The organism is Mesorhizobium sp. M8A.F.Ca.ET.208.01.1.1 (assembly GCF_004791315.1).
In the GTDB taxonomy this organism is placed as follows: Bacteria; Pseudomonadota; Alphaproteobacteria; order Rhizobiales; family Rhizobiaceae; genus Mesorhizobium.
The window spans coordinates 39,633-56,126 of the sequence record NZ_SRUT01000002.1 but is presented as its reverse complement, the minus strand read 5'-3'; the positions used below and the strand labels follow the sequence as shown (position 1 = coordinate 56,126).

Genomic DNA, 16,494 nt, shown 5'->3' with positions numbered 1-16,494 from the left:
CAGGAGCTTGAGGTAGATGAAAGAGGGAAAGCGTTCGAAACTGCAATCAACAAAATTGCAAGACGCCGAACGTGGGATTAGCGATGGAGAACATAGTTCTGGCGAATGTCCGTAACCAACGGCTCGATCTCATTTAGGGTATAGAACCGGACATGGTGGCGGTTCATTTGCTCGGCAATCATATTTATGAAATCCGCCTCCTGCGCCTGTGCATCGTCTCCGACCACTACTAAGCGGGCGGGCCGATCAAGGGCTGTTTCTTGGTAAAGAAGTTCGCCTTCTATCATATGCGGACTGGCACGGTTGAGTGCCTTGTCCGGGTCGCCGGCAAGCGACACAGCGTCAATCAGATTGAAGGCTCCATTCTGATATGCAAACGGAACCTCGATCTTTACGCCTCCAGAAAGGTGAACCGGGTCGGGCTTCACGAGGAAGTCCTCAACTCCATTGGAGCGAAAAGCTTGCGCCAGTTTTGTCGACAGTCTTTGGCCACGCGGAGAACTCGGAACCTCTCCAACCAATTTTTCGAACAGTTCGCTGACAAGTTGCTCTGGGTCTTTAACCAACACAGATCGAACCGGAGACAGGCGAACCTTCCCTGACCTAAGCGCCACAAATTTCTCGATTTTTTCCCTGTCCCAGCCGCTACCAAACTCATGCCTCAATCGATCTTCCATCGATTCTTTCAGGTGCTGAAAATGGTTTCCAAGATGGATCTTGAACGCCTGCTCTGCGCGGCGCGGGCGATGGCTAAATTTCACAAAAACCGAGCCGTGGGCGAACACGATGACGCCAATGTTCACAAACTCAGCCCGCTCGGGGAATTCTGAGTATTGAACGAGTGAAAAATAGCCTTGAGACTCTCGGATCATTTTACCAACCCCGGGATTTCCGGTTCATCCACCAATCGCCCTGAGATCGTGTTCACCACATATTCCGCGCGCCCACAAATCAAATCGACCAGCGAGAGCGCAGCATTGGGACCGAAGCCCCATTCTGCAGGAATAGAATTAACGACTTCAATCACGAAATCGCGCTTTAATTGAGACAGTCGCTCGACCGCGCGTTTAACGGACTTTGCGTCGATATATGGATCGAAGGCCGGAAACTTACCATAGACATTCGGATCTAGGACCCATGCCTCAGGGGCTGGACCCGTTGGAAAATCGACGTCGTTCCCGATAAAGCAGCTAGAATGATCGATCGGGACAAGATCATATTTACGACGCCCCTCAGCCTTCACGTACAGCAGGTTGTCGGCGTTGTCTTCTCCATCAAAAAACCGGTCCCAATTGCGGACCCACGTGTCGAAAATAACGAGCAACGCCACGTCGCCAGGTTCCCGGAGACGAGACAAAAAGGTGTCTCCTCCGTCGTGCGGGGTTCCGTCAACCGCGCGCGAAAAGAACATGGGCGGTGCCATATGCGCCCCATTTCTTTCCATGATTAGGTCTATTTGACAGTGGTGGACTATCGCGAATGGCGGCACCTGGAGGCCAATCCAAGAGGCCAATTCTCCGGAGACCAATTCCGACACGAGTATCGCGGAGCCCATCGGATTTCCCATAGATTTGAGAAATCCCTCGCCTGAATCTGTATCCACTCGGATCGGGCTGGTGCTTGAACCGAACGACTCTATTTCCCGGCGCACCTCAGCCGGCTGACATACCGCCCCACATGCAAGAGCCATGATGCCCCACCCAATCCCAATTCGGATTGCATACATCGCATCGCGAATGGAATCGAGTGTTGGGTACGCGAAGTGCAATATGCGGCAAAAACTCTAGTCGAACAGGCTCGACACCGATTCTTCGGTCGCCGTGCGCGAGATCGCTTCGCCCATCAGGTCGGCGATCGAGATGACGCGGATGTTGGGCGCGTCGAGCACGCCTTGCGTCGGCTGGATGGAATCGGTGATCACCAGTTCCTGCAGCTTCGAGCCGCTGATGCGGGCAACCGCGCCGCCCGACAGCACGCCGTGGGTGATGTAGGCGGTGACGCTGGTGGCGCCGTTGGCGAGCAGCGCATCGGCGGCATTGCACAGCGTGCCGCCGGAATCGACGATATCGTCGATCAAAAGGCAATCCTTGCCGGCGACCGCGCCGATGATGTTCATGACTTCCGATTCGCCCGGACGCTCGCGGCGCTTGTCGACGATGGCGAGCTGTGCGTCGAAGCGCTTGGCCAGCGCGCGGGCGCGCACCACGCCGCCAATATCGGGCGACACCACCACGACATTGCCGAGCTGCTTGTATTTCGCCTTCACGTCGCGGGCCATCACCGGCACCGAGAACAGATTGTCGGTCGGAATGTCGAAGAAACCCTGGATCTGGCCGGCATGGAGATCCAGCGTCAAAACCCGGTCGACACCGGCGCGTGTGATCATGTTGGCGACCAGCTTGGCCGAGATCGGCGTGCGCCCGGAAGCGCGGCGGTCCTGCCTGGCATAGCCGAAATAGGGGATAACCGCCGTGATGCGTTTGGCCGAGGAGCGCATGAAGGCGTCGATCATGATGAGCAGTTCCATCAGGTGATCGTTGGTCGGGAACGAGGTCGACTGCAGGATGAAGACATCCTCGCCGCGCACATTCTCCTGGATTTCGACGAAGATTTCCTGGTCGGCGAAGCGCCTGACACTGGCCTTGCCCAGCGGGATGTTGAGATAGCGAGCGACCGCTTCGGCCAGCACCCTGTTGGAATTGCCTGCGAAGAGTTTCATGCACCGTTCCTGGTGGAGGAAGGAGAGCCCCAACAGACTCTCCTGCGCCTTTTAACCGGGCTTTTAGCGGCCCGCGCGGCTATTGCAAGCGCCGTGATCGCGAATCCGCCGGCTAAGCCTAAGAAAGCTGTTCGGCATCACCGGCTGGCAACACCTCAACTCGCCTTGCCGCTGAGAAAGGCGGCAAACTGATCGATGGTCTGGTCGGCGATCGCCTGCATGGTGGCTGGCGAGACCGACTTCCAGCTGTCGGCCGCGCTGCCGCCGGAACCGGTCGAAGGCGCCTTCATCTGGCCGTTGATGCGGTGCAGCCGGTTGCCGGAGGGGTCGTAGACGTCCCAGACATAGATGACGGTGGTGTCCTTGCCCTCCGTCATCGTCGAGAAGTAACCCTTGAGCACATGGGTCGCGGTCTGGTCCTGGCTGCCGGCCAGAGTGATGCCGCGCTGCTTGGCGCGTGTCTGCAGTTCCGCCGTCAGCGGCGTGGCGGCGTCCACCGAAGCGCCGACGATCGGCGCGATCTGCAGCCGGGTCTTCGACAGGATCGCGGCGGCCTGGGCGGAGGTGACGGGCGAGGCGGCGGGTGCGCCCGCGGTCGTGGAGGCCGGCGCGGCCGTCGATGGCGGGGGGGCGGGAACGGTCGCGGCGGCGCTGCCTTGCGTGGCGGGTGCTGGCTGTGCCGAGGCTGCCGGCGGGGTGATGGCGGAGGGTTCGAGAACGTCCTTTGCGTTGGTGCAGGCAGTCAAAGCCAATGCCACAAGCAATGACACGGTCGTCAGGTGCGATCGTCTCATTTGCCTTCTAACTCCTTGGCGAAGAACGCCTCCCATTATGGATTCACTGCACGATCAAGTCGAGATCATGGCGGGACAGCGGCTTCGGCTGGGATTCGGTGGTCAGGTAGGTGCGGCCAAGCGTCATCGCCGTCTCGGTCTCGGAATCCATGATGATCATGTGGGCAAACAGCGTCATGTTCGGCGCGATCGGCTCGGGATTGCCCTGGTAGAACATCGGCATGTCCATCCAGGACGGCGTGAAGCGGGCGCCGACCGAATAGCCGCAGGCGTTCAGCCGATGCTTGGTCAGGCCGTGCGCTTCCATGGTGCGGGCGTGGGCGTCGAACACGTCGCCGAAGGTGTTCGCGGGCGTCATCGCCTTTTCGACGGCCAGAAGCGCGGCGCGTGCGGCGTCGAACAGCTCCTGATGGCGCTTGGAGACCTTGCCGGTCAGCACGGTACGCATCATCGGCGCATGGTAGTGATGGAAGACGCCGGCCCATTCGAGCGTCAGCTGGTCGTTCTTGGTGAGCTTGCGGCGGCCGGCCTTGTAACGGCACAGCAGCGCATCGCCGCCGGAGCCGATGATGAACTCGTTGGCCGGGTAGTCGCCGCCGCCGGCGAAGACCGCGCCCTGCATGGCGGCCAGGATCAGGGCCTCGTCGCCGCCCTGCTTGATCAGCGGCAGGGCCGCGTCCAGCGCGTCGTCGGAGAGATTGGCGGCCTTTTCCGCCTTGGCGACCTCGGCCGGGCTCTTGAACAAGCGCAGCCGGCCGACGATGCCCGAGGCATCGGCGATCTGGCCGAAGGTCTGCAACTGCTCGTCCAGGCGGCGGCCATTATAGGCGGTCAGGCCGTGGGTGTCGTATTCGACGCCGATGCGGGCGCCGAGCAGGTCGAGTTCGTTGAGCAGGTTGCGCAGGTCGACCGCCGGATTGGCGCCGTCGCGGTCGGTCCACAGCACGATGTTGTCGATGATCGAGGTGTTGCGCGCCTGGCGAAGGTCCGCCGAGCGGGTCAGAAGCACCATGGAGCCGTCGGCCTTCACCACCAGGCACTGGAAGAAGCAGAAGCCGAACGTGTCGTAACCCGTCAGCCAGTACATGCTTTCCTGCGCGAACAGCAGCATGGCGTCGAGCTTCTTCTCGGCCATCTCGATCATCAGCCGGTCGCGCCGCGCGTCGAATTCCGATCGTTCAAAATGCAGCGCCATTATATCTTCTCCAAAACGATTGCCGAAACCTGCCGGCCATAATCGGGCTCCTTGCGGTGCGTGGTGCGCCGGTAGGAGTAAAACAGATCTTCCTCGGCATAGGTGCAGCGGCCGAGACCCTCGGCCGTCACGCCGGCCCTGGCCAGCCGGTCGACCGTGTAACTGGCGAGGTCGAACATCGAATGGCCGGCATGTGCCGAAGGCACGAAATACCGGGCATTTTCGCTGTCGGCCTCGACGAAGCGGGCCACGAATTCCGGCCCCACTTCGTAATTGTCGGGGCCGATCGAAGGGCCGAGCACGGCGATGATGTTTTCGCGACGGGCGCCGAGGCTCTCCATGGCGGCAATGGTGTTTTCGAGCACGCCGGTGAAAGCGCCTTTCCAGCCGGCATGCGCCGCGCCGATGATGCGCGCGCCGGCATCCGCGAACAGAACCGGGCCGCAATCGGCGGTCGAGGCGCCGATGGCGATGCCGGGCCGGTCGGTGACGATGGCATCGGCCTTGGGCCGCTCGCCCGCGAATGGTTCCCTGGCGATGACGACGTCGGGCGAATGGATCTGCCAGGCGGTCAGGAGATGGCTTGCGGGCACGCCCATCCAGGCGGCGACACGGGCCCGGTTCTCGGCCACCAGCGCCTGGTCGTCATCCGATCCGGTGCCGATGTTGAGGCCCTGGTAGATGCCTGTGGAGACGCCGCCATTGCGGGTGAAATAGCCGTGGCGGATGCCTTGTGCCTGCGCCTTGTCCAGCAGCGGCGACCGAACGGGATCCGGTTTGGTCTGATTGAGCATGTCGGCGTTGTTGTCCGTGTGGGCGGTTTCGTCAAGGAAAAGCAGCCGGCGGTCCGGCCGCTCTCTTACCGGACGGGAGATTGGGAGGGGCAGCGGCAAAAAGTCAATCCGCCGTGGCGAAGGGCCTGACGGAGATACCACGCGGCATGACGGCAAGCACCTTGAACAACTCGCCCATCGCTTGCGGGCCGGCGAGGCGCTCGACGGCATTGGATATCCTGTCGCGTGCCGCCTGGCCGGCATCGGCGCCCAGCTGGCCGGCGCGCTCCAGAATGCCCATCCCGAGCAGGAAATCGCCCTGCGTCGACAGATGGGCGTCGAGACCATGCGCGCGCACGACTGCCGCAAGAGCGGCGAAATCGACATGCGAGGTGAGGTCGGCCTCGCCGGGATTGGCCAGCACATCTTCATGATTGTGCCGGCGCAAGGCCTGCAGCGTGTCGCCGATACCAGGCCGCAGATGGCCGTAGTCGGGGAATAGTCCGGCGCCGCCGTCGCTGGCCATGCGCTCGGCGATGGCCGCCATCAGTGCGGTGCGGGCGGGCGCGACTTCGACGATCGCGCCTTGCGGCGCGTCGCCCGCATCCCTGGGCAGCAGCGTCGGGTCGACCGAGCCGGCGCCGGCGAAGAAGCAGAGATTGCCGGCCTCGTCCAGGCCGACCATGCGCTCGCGCCATTCGGCGCCGGCGCGGACGAACTGGCGGATGGGCACGGCATCGAACAATTCGTTGCCGACGATCAGCAGCGGCTGCCGCGGCAGCGTGTCGATGATCTCGTGCCAGGAAACATCGAATGGTGTCTCGCCGAGCGTCTGTTTCTGGACTTCCGTCAGGCGCGGGCTGGTCTCGACCATGGCGAAGGCGGCGCCATCGGCCAAGGCCGGATCGAGCCGCGACAAGGTGCGCAGCATGTCCTTCATCAGCGTGCCGCGGCCGGGGCCGATCTCGGCGATGGTGACCGGCATCGGCCGGCCGATTGCTGTCCAGGCCTGGTAAAGCCAGACGGCGACGAGCTCGCCGAACATCTGGCTGATCTCCGGCGCGGTGATGAAGTCGCCGGCCGCGCCGAACGGTTCGCGGGTCGTGTAGTAACCGTCGCGCGGATCGAACAGGCACAGCGCCATGTATTCGTTGACGGGCATCGGGCCCACCGCCTCGATCAGGTCGACGATGCGGGATTTCAGTCGCGTCATGTCACCTGCGGTTGTGCTTGGGTCACCGGCTTGGCTGTCGCCATCGCCCAAATGCCGGCCAGCACCATCGGCGTCGACAGGATCATGCCCATGGTCAGCCAGTTGGTGGCGAGGAGATAGCCGAGCTGCTGGTCGGGTTCGCGGAAGAACTCGAGAAAGATGCGCGACAGGCCGTAGCCGCAGATGAAGGCGCCGCCGACAAAGCGCGGCGTCTTCAGCTTGAGACGCGAATGAGTGAGGATGCGCAGCACGACAAACAGCACCAGGCCTTCGAGCAGGGCCTCGTAGAGCTGGCTCGGATGGCGGGTGAACGGACCGCCATTGGGGAATTCGATCGCCCAGGGCACATCGGTGGGCCGCCCCCAGAGTTCGGAGTTGATGAAGTTGGCGACACGCACGAGGCCGAGGCCGACCGGCACGCCGGCTGCCACGACATCGAACAGCGACCATGTGCGGATGCCGCGCTTCATGGAAAACAGCGTCATGGCGAGGATGACGCCGAGCAGGCCGCCATGGAAGGACATGCCGCCTTGCCAGACGGCGAAGATATCGAGCGGATGGGCGATATAGCGCGCCAGGTCATAGAACAGGACATAGCCGGTGCGGCCGCCCAGAACCACGCCGATGGCCGCCCAGACGATGAAATCGTCGAGATCGTCCGGCTTCATCGGCAGGACGCCGTCGGGCCAGAGTTTCGGATTTGCCGCGAGCCGCTTGGCATACCACCAGGCAAACAGGATGCCGACGATGTAACCGATGCCGTACCAGTGCACCGCCAGCGGCCCGATCTGGACGAGGATCGGGTTGATGTTCGGGAAAGGCAGCGACGCCAGCGGCAGCAGGAAATATTCGTTCAACGGGGAGCTCTCGGTTGCGATCGGCGCGGACCATGCGGCAGGGTTTTGGCAGGGTCAAGGCAAGGTCACGGCCGTCCATGGTCCGTGAACAGGATCGCTCCCAGCTCCGTCGCCGGGTGGGCGTGCTCAACCCCTGGGCTTGGCGGACACCAGTTCACGCAAGGCGTCGTTGATCCTATCCTGCCAGCCGGGACCATCTTCCTGGAAATGATCGAGCACGGCCCGGTCGATCCTGATCGAGACAAGCTCGCGGACATTCGGCGCGGTGGAGGGTTCGCGAGGCGGAGCCGCGGCCGGCTTCTTGACCGGCTTGAAGACGGCTTCGGCGGCTTCCATCGGATTTGTCGGTCTGCGCGGGGGCGTTGCCATTGGGGGACCCTGATTGGAAGCGACTCATGCTTGATGCAGGTCGTGAGGAAAACATTACACTAGGCGAATTGACGCCATGCCGTACAGAAGGAGCCGTTCGAAAGCTGGTTCAGGCTCGGGTACCGATCCGTCAGTTATCCGGGAACGGAATTGCTCCGAGGTCCATTGAGCCGTGCAGGATGTGCAATATCTCAACGGTTTCCACGCCAACGCGGTAGAAAATCAGATAGTTGCCGTGAGGACGCCGCCGAATGCCGGAAGATCGATGCCAATGGCTTCAAGGTCCGCCTCCGCCTGATCGGTTAAGACCAGCCGCTTCACTTTTTGGCTGCCATTGCCTTGTACTTGGCCTCCAAGCGGTCAAACACTTCGTCAACCGCCTTTACGCGCCCAGCATCAGCGTCTGAAAGGCCTTTGGCGAGAGCCGCATCGAGAGCCGCAAGGCGTTTCTCGCGCTCTTCGACGAGGCGAACACCTTCGCGCAGCACTTCGCTCTTCGAGTTGTAGCGCCCTGTGTTGACAAGCTGGTTGACGATGTCTTCGAGCCGGGTGCCCAAATCCGCGCTAATGGCCATGGTGGTGCTCCTGCATATTCCCTCCAAAACAATAATAGTTATTGGCGCGACTTACCAGTCGTTTGGGAGGTTGGCGCCGACGTGATGCCGCACCGGCCTCAACGTTCTTGCATTCGGCGCGCAGCACCACTAACTCAAATCAAGCAAGCGAGGATTTGCCATGTCGACCGGACCGAACCGCATTCTCGATGAATTCGCCAAGCTGATGACCGATGCCGCCGGTGCCGCTCAAGGTGTGCGGCGCGAGGTGGAGACGGCCTTCAAGGGCCAGGCGGAGCGCATCCTCAACTCCATGGATGTCGTGCAGCGCGAGGAGTTCGAGGCCGCGCGCGAGATGGCCGCCAAGGCGAGAGAAGAGAACGGCAGGCTTGCCGAGCGCATCGAGGCGCTCGAGGCCAGGATCGCCGAACTGACCGGTCAGGCCACACCTGCGGCTCCGGCGAAGCCCAAGCCGAAAAAATAATTCGTTAAACTTTTCCACAAAGCACCAGCCTGAAAATCGCTTTGCCGTGAATCGCTTACCGGCATTGCGTGACTCTTTGTGACAGGCACCTTTCCACATGCGAATGACGCAGTGCGAAAAATTGGGCTGTTCACGCGACTCCCGATCAATAGACTGAATTTGTTGCATGATTCGGAGCAGGGTCATGCCGCCGGGCGGTGGGGTCCGGTCTGGGGTCTTTGCGTTGAGAAGTCCCGGCCGTCCGAGTTCTAGACAAGATTGTTCGTCGTGTGTGCCCCGCGGAGCGTGTGGCGCTCCCCTGAACACAGGAAGCATTCCATGGAACTTCTCGAACTCGAATTTTCCCGCGAAATCCATCCGGTGGATGTGATCGAGCAGGTGGCCCACAACAATGACTGGTCCTTTGAACGGGCCGGCGACGACGAAATCTCGATCTCGGTTGCCGGCAGCTGGACCGACTATCACGTCTCCTTCTCGTGGATGGAGGATTTCGAGGCGCTGCATCTCGCCTGCGCCTTCGACATCAAGGTGCCGGAAACCCGCACGCTGGAAGTGATGCGGTTGTTGTCGCTGATCAACGAACAGATGCTGTTCGGCCATTTCGACCTCTGGGAGCAGGAGGGCGCCATCATGTTCCGCCAGTCGCTGCTGCTCGCCGGCGGGGTCGAACCCTCGAGCCAGCAGGTCGAGGTGCTTTTGTCCTCGGCGCTGGAAGCTTGCGAGTGCTACTTCCAGGCTTTCCAATTCGTCGTCTGGTCGGGAACCTCGGCCAAGGACGCGCTCGCCGGCGTGCTGTTCGAGACCTTCGGCAACGCCTGAGCAAGACGCGTTCGAGATGAGTTCAAGCAACGAGCGCAAGCCCGAAATCAGCTTCGCCGATTTCGATCGTGTCGACATCCGTGCCGGCACGATCATCGAGGCCGTACCGTTTCCGGAGGCGCGCAAGCCTGCCTTCAAGCTGAAGATCGATTTCGGCGCCGCCATCGGCGTCAAGAAGTCGTCGGCGCAGATCACCAAATACTATACGCCGGAAACGTTGATCGGCCGCCAGGTGTTCGCGGTGGTCAATTTCCCGCCGCGCCAGATCGGCCCGTTCATGTCGGAAGTGCTGACGCTCGGTTTTCCCGATGAAAAGGGCGCCGTGGTGTTGGGCGCCATCGAACGCAAGGTGCCGGACGGCGGGCGGCTATTCTAGATCAGGAAGCCCCGGCAAGCGTCATCATGGTGGTGCTGCAGCCGGCTGGATTGAAGCGACAGCTCGAGGCCGGAACGCGCCGAGAATGGTTCCAACCGTTGCAGCTGAGAGCACGAGATGCAGGACGTCGAACGGCCAGGCCAGTCCGAAATGGATCATCATAAGGGTCAAGAAGGAAGGCGACGCGCCATCCGCGGGAATCAGGACCAAAGCTCCGGCCAGGGCCAGTCCATATTTGAGTATGGCAACTATTGCCAGAACGATGAACATTATGGCGGTGAAACGCAGAAGATTGCCGTCCAGCGCACGCCAGCAGCCGATTGGATCAAACGATCCCGTCCACAGAAAATCGCCGACAAACAGATATGTCCAGCCAAGGACGAAACCACCCGCGAGGAGGTTGAAGGCGCCCATCGCCGACACCCAAGGCGCGACGTCCTCGGGGCGGAGCGGCAGGTCATGTGTGGCCATCAGGCCGGCAAAAAGCAGTCTGTGCTCGCCGGCGACCGCAAAGCGGCAAAACAGCTGGATGACTGCGAGAAGCAGGGCGGCCAAAAGAATCCGCCGGTCGAGCTCAAAGCGCACGCCCGGGATAGCGAAGCGCTTGACACTCTCAATGCCGCGCCGAACGACGACCCGGCCATCCTCGGGCGCATTTCCCATACGGTCCAGAACGAACGCAAGGACCATCGCCGAGAACGGCGCGGCGACAATCGCGGAAAGCCAAGTCCTGGGGTCAAAGCCCCGCGATAGAAGCCAGGTTGGCGCCTTCCCCGGATCGGCAAAAAGAACAAGAGCAAGCACCGCCAGACAAAGCGTTGTCAGAAAGCAGGGAAACCAGGCGGCCACGAAGAGCGGCCAGGCATTCGCGCGGCAATAGCCGAACACCCTCGCAACGGTCTTGCCGATGCGCAAGACGCGACGCTTCGATGATACTGCAGGCACGTCGTCCAGCGTAGAAATCGGCGTCAATCCCGCAACGAACTACACACACCGAATAATGCACCGCAAGCAACTGTCGCACAAGCTCTCGCAAGGAGCGTGTTTGACCAGACCTGAACTTCACCGCATCCTATGCGCCGGCTCTATCAGGCCGCCAGCTTGCGTGTCGTTCCCAATGCTTCCTCAACCGCGTCGAGGAACATTTCCGCGCAGGCCTTCCAGCTGTAGCGCATGGCGCGCTCGCGGGCCTGGTCGCGGCTGACGTTGAGTGCGGTAAGCGCCGCCTCGCGCAAATCGTTCGACACCGCGCCACCAAAACCGTCGCCGACGATGTCGTTCGGCCCGGTCACCGGATAGGCGGCGACCGGCGTGCCGCTGGCCAGCGCCTCGATGATGACGTTGCCGAAGGTGTCGGTGCGGCTGGGGAAGACGAAGACGTCGGCCGAGGCATAGATTTCGGCCAGTTCGTCATTGGGACGATGGCCGAGGAAATGCGCCTTCGGATATTTCGCCTTGAGCTTGGCAAGCTCGGGACCTTCGCCGACGATCACCTTGCTGCCGGGCAGGTCGAGATCGAGGAAGGCGGAGAGGTTCTTTTCGATGGCGACTCGGCCGACGCACAGGAAAACCGGTCCGGGGAAACCGAGGTCCTTCCTTTTGTCTGGCCGGAAATGATCGGTGTCGACGCCGCGCGTCCACGGCCTCAACCTGTTGAAGCCACGCGCGGCAAGATCGTCGGCGAGCGACTGGGTGGCGACCAGCGTGCCCTGGCCTGAATTGTGGAAATCGCGCAGCCAGCGATAGGCCCAGCTCTCCGGCACCGGCAGGCGGGCACTGAGATATTCGGGGAAGCGGGTGTGATAGCTGGTGGTGAACGGCCGGCCGGCATTGCGGCAATAGCGCCGCGCCATGATGCCCAGCGGCCCTTCGGTGACGATGTGGATATGGTCGGCCTTGTAGCCGTCGATCAGGCGCGCGACATGGCCGGGCGTGGTCAGCGCCAGGCGGATGTCGGGGTAGGTCGGCAAGGGCAGGGTGCGGAAGATGTTCGGGGTCAGGAACTCGACCGCGACGTCGAAGGACTTCAGAGTCTCGGTGAGCCGCTCCAGCGTGTGGACGACGCCGTTGACTTGCGGGCGCCAGGCGTCGGTGACCATCAATATGCGCATGGCGGCCCTTTGCTTCGGAGGTCTGCGGTTGCCTTGAAACGATACCGGAACGGCGACCATGCGGCCGCCCTCGCTTCGCTCCAGCGCACCCTGGCGGGCACGGGGTCGAAGTGAGGCGGCAAGGACGAATCAAGTGCGGTCGCGCGCTTCATGCGCGCTCTTGACCATGGTTTCATGACGGGCGGATGAAGCAGACCGCGCCCCCGGAAAGTCGAAACCGTTTTTCAGGCAAGATCATGCTCAGTTAGTCAAATAGAAATCAGGCCGGAACCTTGATTACGGCGCGCAGGCCGCCCATCGGACTGTCGTCGAGCGTGATGTCGCCGCCATGGCTGCGGGCGATGTCACGGGCGATCGAGAGGCCGAGCCCGGTACCGCTGGCGTCGAGGTTGCGGGCCTCGTCGAGCCGCACGAAGGGCTTGAAGACGTCTTCCCGCCTGTCAGGAGGAATGCCCGGGCCGTCGTCGTCGATGGTGACCAGAAGCGAGCCGCGGCCATGATTGGCGGTGACCTCCACCGTCTTGGCATAGCGGAAGGCATTGCCGATGACGTTGGACAAGAGCCGCGCGAAGGCGTTCGGCCGCACATGCACGGTCGGATCGCCGGAAAGCGTCGTCGACAGCTTGCATTTGCGCAACCCCGCTTCCTCGCCGAGCTTCTGGAAATAGGCTTCGAGATCGAAACGTCCCGGATCCTCCGAGGCCTCGCCGCGGGCAAAGGCGAGATAGCCTTCCAGCATCGACTGCATGTCCTCGATATCCTGGTCCAGCGCCGCCTTGGTCTCGGCCTTGCCGCCGGCCAGCGCCAGCTGCAGCTTGAAGCGGGTGAGGATGGTTCTGAGATCATGGCTCACACCGGTCAGCATGGCCGTGCGCTGCTCGATCTGGCGCTCGATGCGCTCGCGCATCTGGATGAAGGCAAAGCCGGCGCGGCGCACCTCCTCGGCCCCGCGCGGGCGGAAATCGCGCGGCATCGGCCGGCCCTTGCCGAAGCTCTCGGCGGCCTCGGCAAGCGCCAGGATCGGCCGGATCTGGTTGCGCAGGAAGGGGATGGCGATCATCAGAAGCACCAGCGAGGTACCGACCATCCAGATCAGGAAGATATGGGTGTTGGAGGCATAGGCCTGGCTGCGCCGCACGAAGACGCGCAGCACCTTGTTTTCGAGCTGGACGCGGACCTCGACGATGTTGGAATTGCCGACCGTGTCGATCCAGAATGGGCGGTTGATCTGGCGGGTAATTTCGGCGGAGAGAACATCGTCGAGGATCGAGAAGAACGGTTTTGGACCGGGCGGCGGCAACGGATCGGGCGGCAGGAGGTCGACCTTGAGCTGCATGCGGTCCTGCGCGATGCGGATGATGTTGGCGTAGTCGGCGTCGTGCGGATAGGTCTCGATCAGGTCGATGATGGCGGCGATGTCGCGCACGGTGGCCTGCGACAGGCGTTGCGTCACGGTTGCCCAGTGACGTTCCATGAAATCGAAGGCGACGACCGACTGCAAAAGGATCATCGGCGCGATGACGATGATCAACGAGCGCGCATAGAGGCGCTTGGGCATGTAAAGCGAAACGAGACGCCAGAACCGGTTCCAGATGCGCGGCACCGCCTTGAACGTCCGCGTGGCGCGTGCGCTCAGGCCGTCATTGTCCGGCTGTTCCAGTTCCGTGGTCGCCATTGGCTCTTTTCATCCGCGGCTAACTCTTTGTTGGAGCATAATCTTTCCGAAAACCGGTTCCCAGTTTTCGGGATCATGCACTTGAGCCGCCGCCGGCATTCTATTCCACGCTGAGCCGATACCCAATACCGCGCACGGTCTGCAGCCAGACCGGGTTGGACGGATCGCGCTCGATCTTGCGGCGCAGCCGGTTGATCTGGACGTCGATGGTGCGCTCGCCGACTTCCGAATCGTCACCGACCAGCTCGTGGCGGGGGATGGTTTCGCCGGCGCGCGCGGCGAAGATCGCCAGGATCTCCTGTTCGCGGTCGGTCAGCTTAAGCGCTTCGCCGCCGCGCTTCAGTTCGCGCCTGGCGATCTGGAATGTGTAGGGACCGAACACCAACTGTTCGACCTTGGGCGTCGCCGCCGGGCCGCCCCGGCGCAAGATGTTGTTAATGCGCAGGATCAACTCGCGCGGGTCGAAGGGCTTTGGCAAATAGTCGTCGGCGCCGGCCTCGAGCCCGGAAATGCGGCTGTCGGTCTCCGACAGGGCCGTCAGCATCAGGATCGGCACATTCTTTTCGGCGCGCAACGACTTTGTCAGGTCGACGCCGGTTTCACCAGGCATCATGACATCGAGCACAAGCAGGTCGAAGTCGAGACCGGCGAGCTTGCGGCGGGCCTCGCCGGCATTGCCGGCGACGGTGACGCGAAAGCCGTTTTCGGTCAGATACTGCTTGAGAAGATTGCGGATACGGGTGTCGTCGTCGACCACGAGCAGATGCGGTGCGTCGTCGTCCGGTGCGGCCGCCTGGTCGATCCTCTCAGTGCTCTCCATGGCTTTTTCCTGACATTTTTGCGGACCCAACGTCGATCTGAGCTCTCAGTTCCGGATTGACCATCGCTTCGAGGAAGCGTTCCACCAAGGTCCGTTCGGCGGCGCCGGAATCTTCCAATGCAGCATGGATGCGGCGCGACTGTGGCCGCGCCAGCGCCAGCGCCAGCGCGCGGCCCTTGGCCGTTGGATAAAGTTCGCGCTGGCGGCGGTCGCGCGGGCCTTGCAACTGCACGACGTGATCGGTGTCGATCAATTGCTTGAGCACACGCGCCAGGCTCTGCTTGGTTATCTTCAGCACGTCGAGCAGTTCGGCGACGGTCAGGCCCGGCCGGCGGTTGACGAAATGCAGCACGCGGTGGTGGGCGCGGCCGAAGCCGTAATCGGCCAGGATCTGATCGGGATCGGAGGTGAAGTCGCGATAGGCGAAGAAGAAGAGTTCGATGATGGCGAAGTCGATGCCGTCCTCGCTGGTGATCGCGGTCCTGATCGGTTTTCCGGCAGCTGGGCTTTTATCCGTCATCATTTCTCCATGGGAACGGGAGATTATGTCAGTACTATTGACGTAATTTCCCTGCAATGGTAATTTTTGACAAGCTTTTGGGCGGATTGCGAACGAAAAGGCAAGGCAGGCCGGTTTTTCCGGAACTTCCTGAGTTTGCCAGGGCGCGATTATCCGCTTACGCTTCGAGACACCGGCCGGCGTCTCCAATCACCTGGCGCGGCCAAAAAAGAACACGCAACGACACTGAGATATGCGGGCCGTTGTCCGCGGGAGGTTACCATGGCATCCGTTCCTTTCGATCAACTGGACGGCTTCATCTGGATGAATGGCGAGTTCGTACCGTGGGGAGACGCCAAGATCCACGTGCTGACCCATGGCCTGCACTACGCCAGCGCGGTCTTCGAGGGCGAGCGCGCCTATGGCGGCGAGATCTTCAAGCTCAACGAGCATACCGAGCGGCTGCATGAATCAGCGCGCCTGCTCGGCTTCAAGATTCCCTATTCGGTGGCCGAGCTCAACGACGCCTCGACCACGCTCCTGAAGAAGCAGGGCTTCCAGGACGCCTATGTCAGGCCGATCGCCTGGCGCGGCAGCGAGCAGATGGGCGTTTCGGCGCAAAACAACCGCATCAACGTCGCCATCGCCATCTGGCAGTGGCCGAGCTATTTCGATCCGGCGCAGAAGCTGAAGGGCATCCGTCTCGATGTGGCGGAATGGCGCCGGCCCGACCCGCGCACGGCGCCGTCGCGGTCGAAGGCCGCCGGCCTCTACATGATCTGCACCATGTCCAAGCATGCCGCCGAGGCCAAGGGCTACGCCGACGCCATGATGCTCGACTGGCGGGGCCAGGTCGCGGAAGCGACCGGCGCCAACATCTTCTTCGTCAAGGACGGCAAGATCCACACGCCCAAGCCCGACTGCTTCCTCGACGGCATCACCCGCCGCACGGTCATTGGCCTGGCCAGGGATCGCGGCCTGGAGGTCATCGAGCGCGCTATCCTGCCGGAAGAACTGGAAGGCTTCGAGCAATGCTTCCTGACCGGAACGGCAGCGGAAGTAACCCCGGTTTCGGAGATCGGCCCTTACCGATTCGAGGTCGGCGAGATCGCCAAGAATCTCATGAACGACTATTCTATGGCCGTTCAACCCAAGCATGCGATTGCCGCAGAATAACGATAGTCACAGCTTTTCTCGCAAGCAGGGGCGGTTTTCAGGCCGCCCCTTTTATTTAAG

At 62.0% G+C, this 16,494-nt stretch carries 20 protein-coding genes; 4 read left to right on the top strand and 16 right to left on the bottom strand.

The window, feature by feature from the left end; translation table 11 throughout:
- Positions 1–77: 77 nt before the first annotated feature.
- The 11 genes from EN851_RS10775 to EN851_RS10725 form a co-directional block, all read right to left on the bottom strand.
- A complete protein-coding gene (locus tag EN851_RS10775; RefSeq protein WP_135929206.1) occupies positions 78–872 on the bottom strand; it encodes a DUF3037 domain-containing protein in 795 nt (264 codons plus the stop codon).
- Positions 869–1,567, bottom strand: a complete 699-nt coding sequence (locus EN851_RS10770; protein WP_348630724.1) for a HipA family kinase — start codon at positions 1,565–1,567, stop codon at positions 869–871. Before EN851_RS10770 ends, EN851_RS10775 begins: the two co-directional genes overlap by 4 nt.
- A 216-nt stretch (positions 1,568–1,783) precedes the next feature.
- The gene (locus EN851_RS10765; protein ID WP_019860650.1) at positions 1,784–2,719 is read right to left on the bottom strand and encodes a ribose-phosphate pyrophosphokinase; all 936 of its coding nucleotides are present in this window, start codon (positions 2,717–2,719) and stop codon (positions 1,784–1,786) included.
- A gap of 155 nt (positions 2,720–2,874) precedes the next feature.
- Complete coding sequence (locus tag EN851_RS10760) at positions 2,875–3,513, bottom strand: hypothetical protein (RefSeq protein WP_135867483.1); 639 nt, start codon at positions 3,511–3,513, stop codon at positions 2,875–2,877.
- A 43-nt stretch (positions 3,514–3,556) separates the two neighbouring features.
- Entirely contained in the window at positions 3,557–4,708 is a 1,152-nt protein-coding gene (locus EN851_RS10755; protein ID WP_135929204.1) for a Xaa-Pro peptidase family protein, read from the bottom strand.
- A complete protein-coding gene (pgeF, locus tag EN851_RS10750; protein WP_127869759.1) occupies positions 4,708–5,502 on the bottom strand; it encodes a peptidoglycan editing factor PgeF in 795 nt (264 codons plus the stop codon). Before pgeF ends, EN851_RS10755 begins: the two co-directional genes overlap by 1 nt.
- 103 nt (positions 5,503–5,605) lie before the next feature.
- Positions 5,606–6,694, bottom strand: coding sequence for a class I SAM-dependent methyltransferase (locus EN851_RS10745; RefSeq protein ID WP_135929203.1), 1,089 nt, complete (start codon positions 6,692–6,694; stop codon positions 5,606–5,608).
- Entirely contained in the window at positions 6,691–7,551 is an 861-nt protein-coding gene (gene lgt, locus EN851_RS10740; RefSeq protein WP_135929202.1) for a prolipoprotein diacylglyceryl transferase, read from the bottom strand. Before lgt ends, EN851_RS10745 begins: the two co-directional genes overlap by 4 nt.
- A gap of 126 nt (positions 7,552–7,677) precedes the next feature.
- Positions 7,678–7,920: a BrnA antitoxin family protein gene (locus tag EN851_RS10735; RefSeq protein WP_135861319.1), complete on the bottom strand. Its 243-nt coding sequence runs from the start codon at positions 7,918–7,920 to the stop codon at positions 7,678–7,680.
- A 130-nt stretch (positions 7,921–8,050) separates the two neighbouring features.
- Positions 8,051–8,143, bottom strand: a complete 93-nt coding sequence (locus tag EN851_RS10730) for a hypothetical protein (RefSeq protein ID WP_348630723.1) — start codon at positions 8,141–8,143, stop codon at positions 8,051–8,053.
- A gap of 94 nt (positions 8,144–8,237) precedes the next feature.
- Positions 8,238–8,495, bottom strand: coding sequence for a type II toxin-antitoxin system ParD family antitoxin (locus tag EN851_RS10725; protein WP_127869755.1), 258 nt, complete (start codon positions 8,493–8,495; stop codon positions 8,238–8,240).
- 160 nt (positions 8,496–8,655) lie between these two features.
- Here EN851_RS10725 and EN851_RS10720 point away from each other — a divergent pair, with 160 nt between their 5' ends.
- The 3 genes from EN851_RS10720 (at position 8,656) to EN851_RS10710 (ending at position 10,153) form a co-directional block, all read left to right on the top strand.
- Entirely contained in the window at positions 8,656–8,958 is a 303-nt protein-coding gene (locus EN851_RS10720) for an accessory factor UbiK family protein (RefSeq protein ID WP_127280606.1), read from the top strand.
- A 318-nt stretch (positions 8,959–9,276) separates the two neighbouring features.
- A complete protein-coding gene (locus EN851_RS10715) occupies positions 9,277–9,777 on the top strand; it encodes a YbjN domain-containing protein (RefSeq protein ID WP_027143347.1) in 501 nt (166 codons plus the stop codon).
- A 16-nt stretch (positions 9,778–9,793) separates the two neighbouring features.
- Positions 9,794–10,153, top strand: coding sequence for a tRNA-binding protein (locus EN851_RS10710; protein ID WP_135929201.1), 360 nt, complete (start codon positions 9,794–9,796; stop codon positions 10,151–10,153).
- A gap of 24 nt (positions 10,154–10,177) precedes the next feature.
- On the opposite strand, the gene EN851_RS10705 is transcribed toward EN851_RS10710, so the two are convergent.
- The 5 genes from EN851_RS10705 to EN851_RS10685 form a co-directional block, all read right to left on the bottom strand.
- Positions 10,178–11,068, bottom strand: a complete 891-nt coding sequence (locus tag EN851_RS10705) for a hypothetical protein (protein WP_245520724.1) — start codon at positions 11,066–11,068, stop codon at positions 10,178–10,180.
- 173 nt (positions 11,069–11,241) lie between these two features.
- Positions 11,242–12,264 carry a glycosyltransferase family 1 protein gene (locus EN851_RS10700; protein ID WP_135929199.1) on the bottom strand — a complete coding sequence of 341 codons (1,023 nt, stop codon included), beginning with the start codon at positions 12,262–12,264 and terminating at the stop codon, positions 11,242–11,244.
- Between the two features lie 259 nt (positions 12,265–12,523).
- Positions 12,524–13,939 (bottom strand): ATP-binding protein, encoded by a 1,416-nt coding sequence (locus tag EN851_RS10695; RefSeq protein WP_127279699.1) that lies wholly within the window; start codon positions 13,937–13,939, stop codon positions 12,524–12,526.
- Positions 13,940–14,039: 100 nt separating this feature from the next.
- Positions 14,040–14,759: a response regulator transcription factor gene (locus EN851_RS10690; protein WP_127869752.1), complete on the bottom strand. Its 720-nt coding sequence runs from the start codon at positions 14,757–14,759 to the stop codon at positions 14,040–14,042.
- The gene (locus tag EN851_RS10685; RefSeq protein WP_167531318.1) at positions 14,746–15,279 is read right to left on the bottom strand and encodes a MarR family transcriptional regulator; all 534 of its coding nucleotides are present in this window, start codon (positions 15,277–15,279) and stop codon (positions 14,746–14,748) included. The genes EN851_RS10690 and EN851_RS10685 overlap by 14 nt, the downstream gene beginning before the upstream one ends.
- Before the next feature lie 261 nt (positions 15,280–15,540).
- On the opposite strand from EN851_RS10685, the gene EN851_RS10680 reads away from it, so the two are divergent.
- Positions 15,541–16,434, top strand: a complete 894-nt coding sequence (locus EN851_RS10680; RefSeq protein ID WP_127869751.1) for a branched-chain amino acid aminotransferase — start codon at positions 15,541–15,543, stop codon at positions 16,432–16,434.
- The last annotated feature ends 60 nt before the right edge of the window (positions 16,435–16,494 follow it).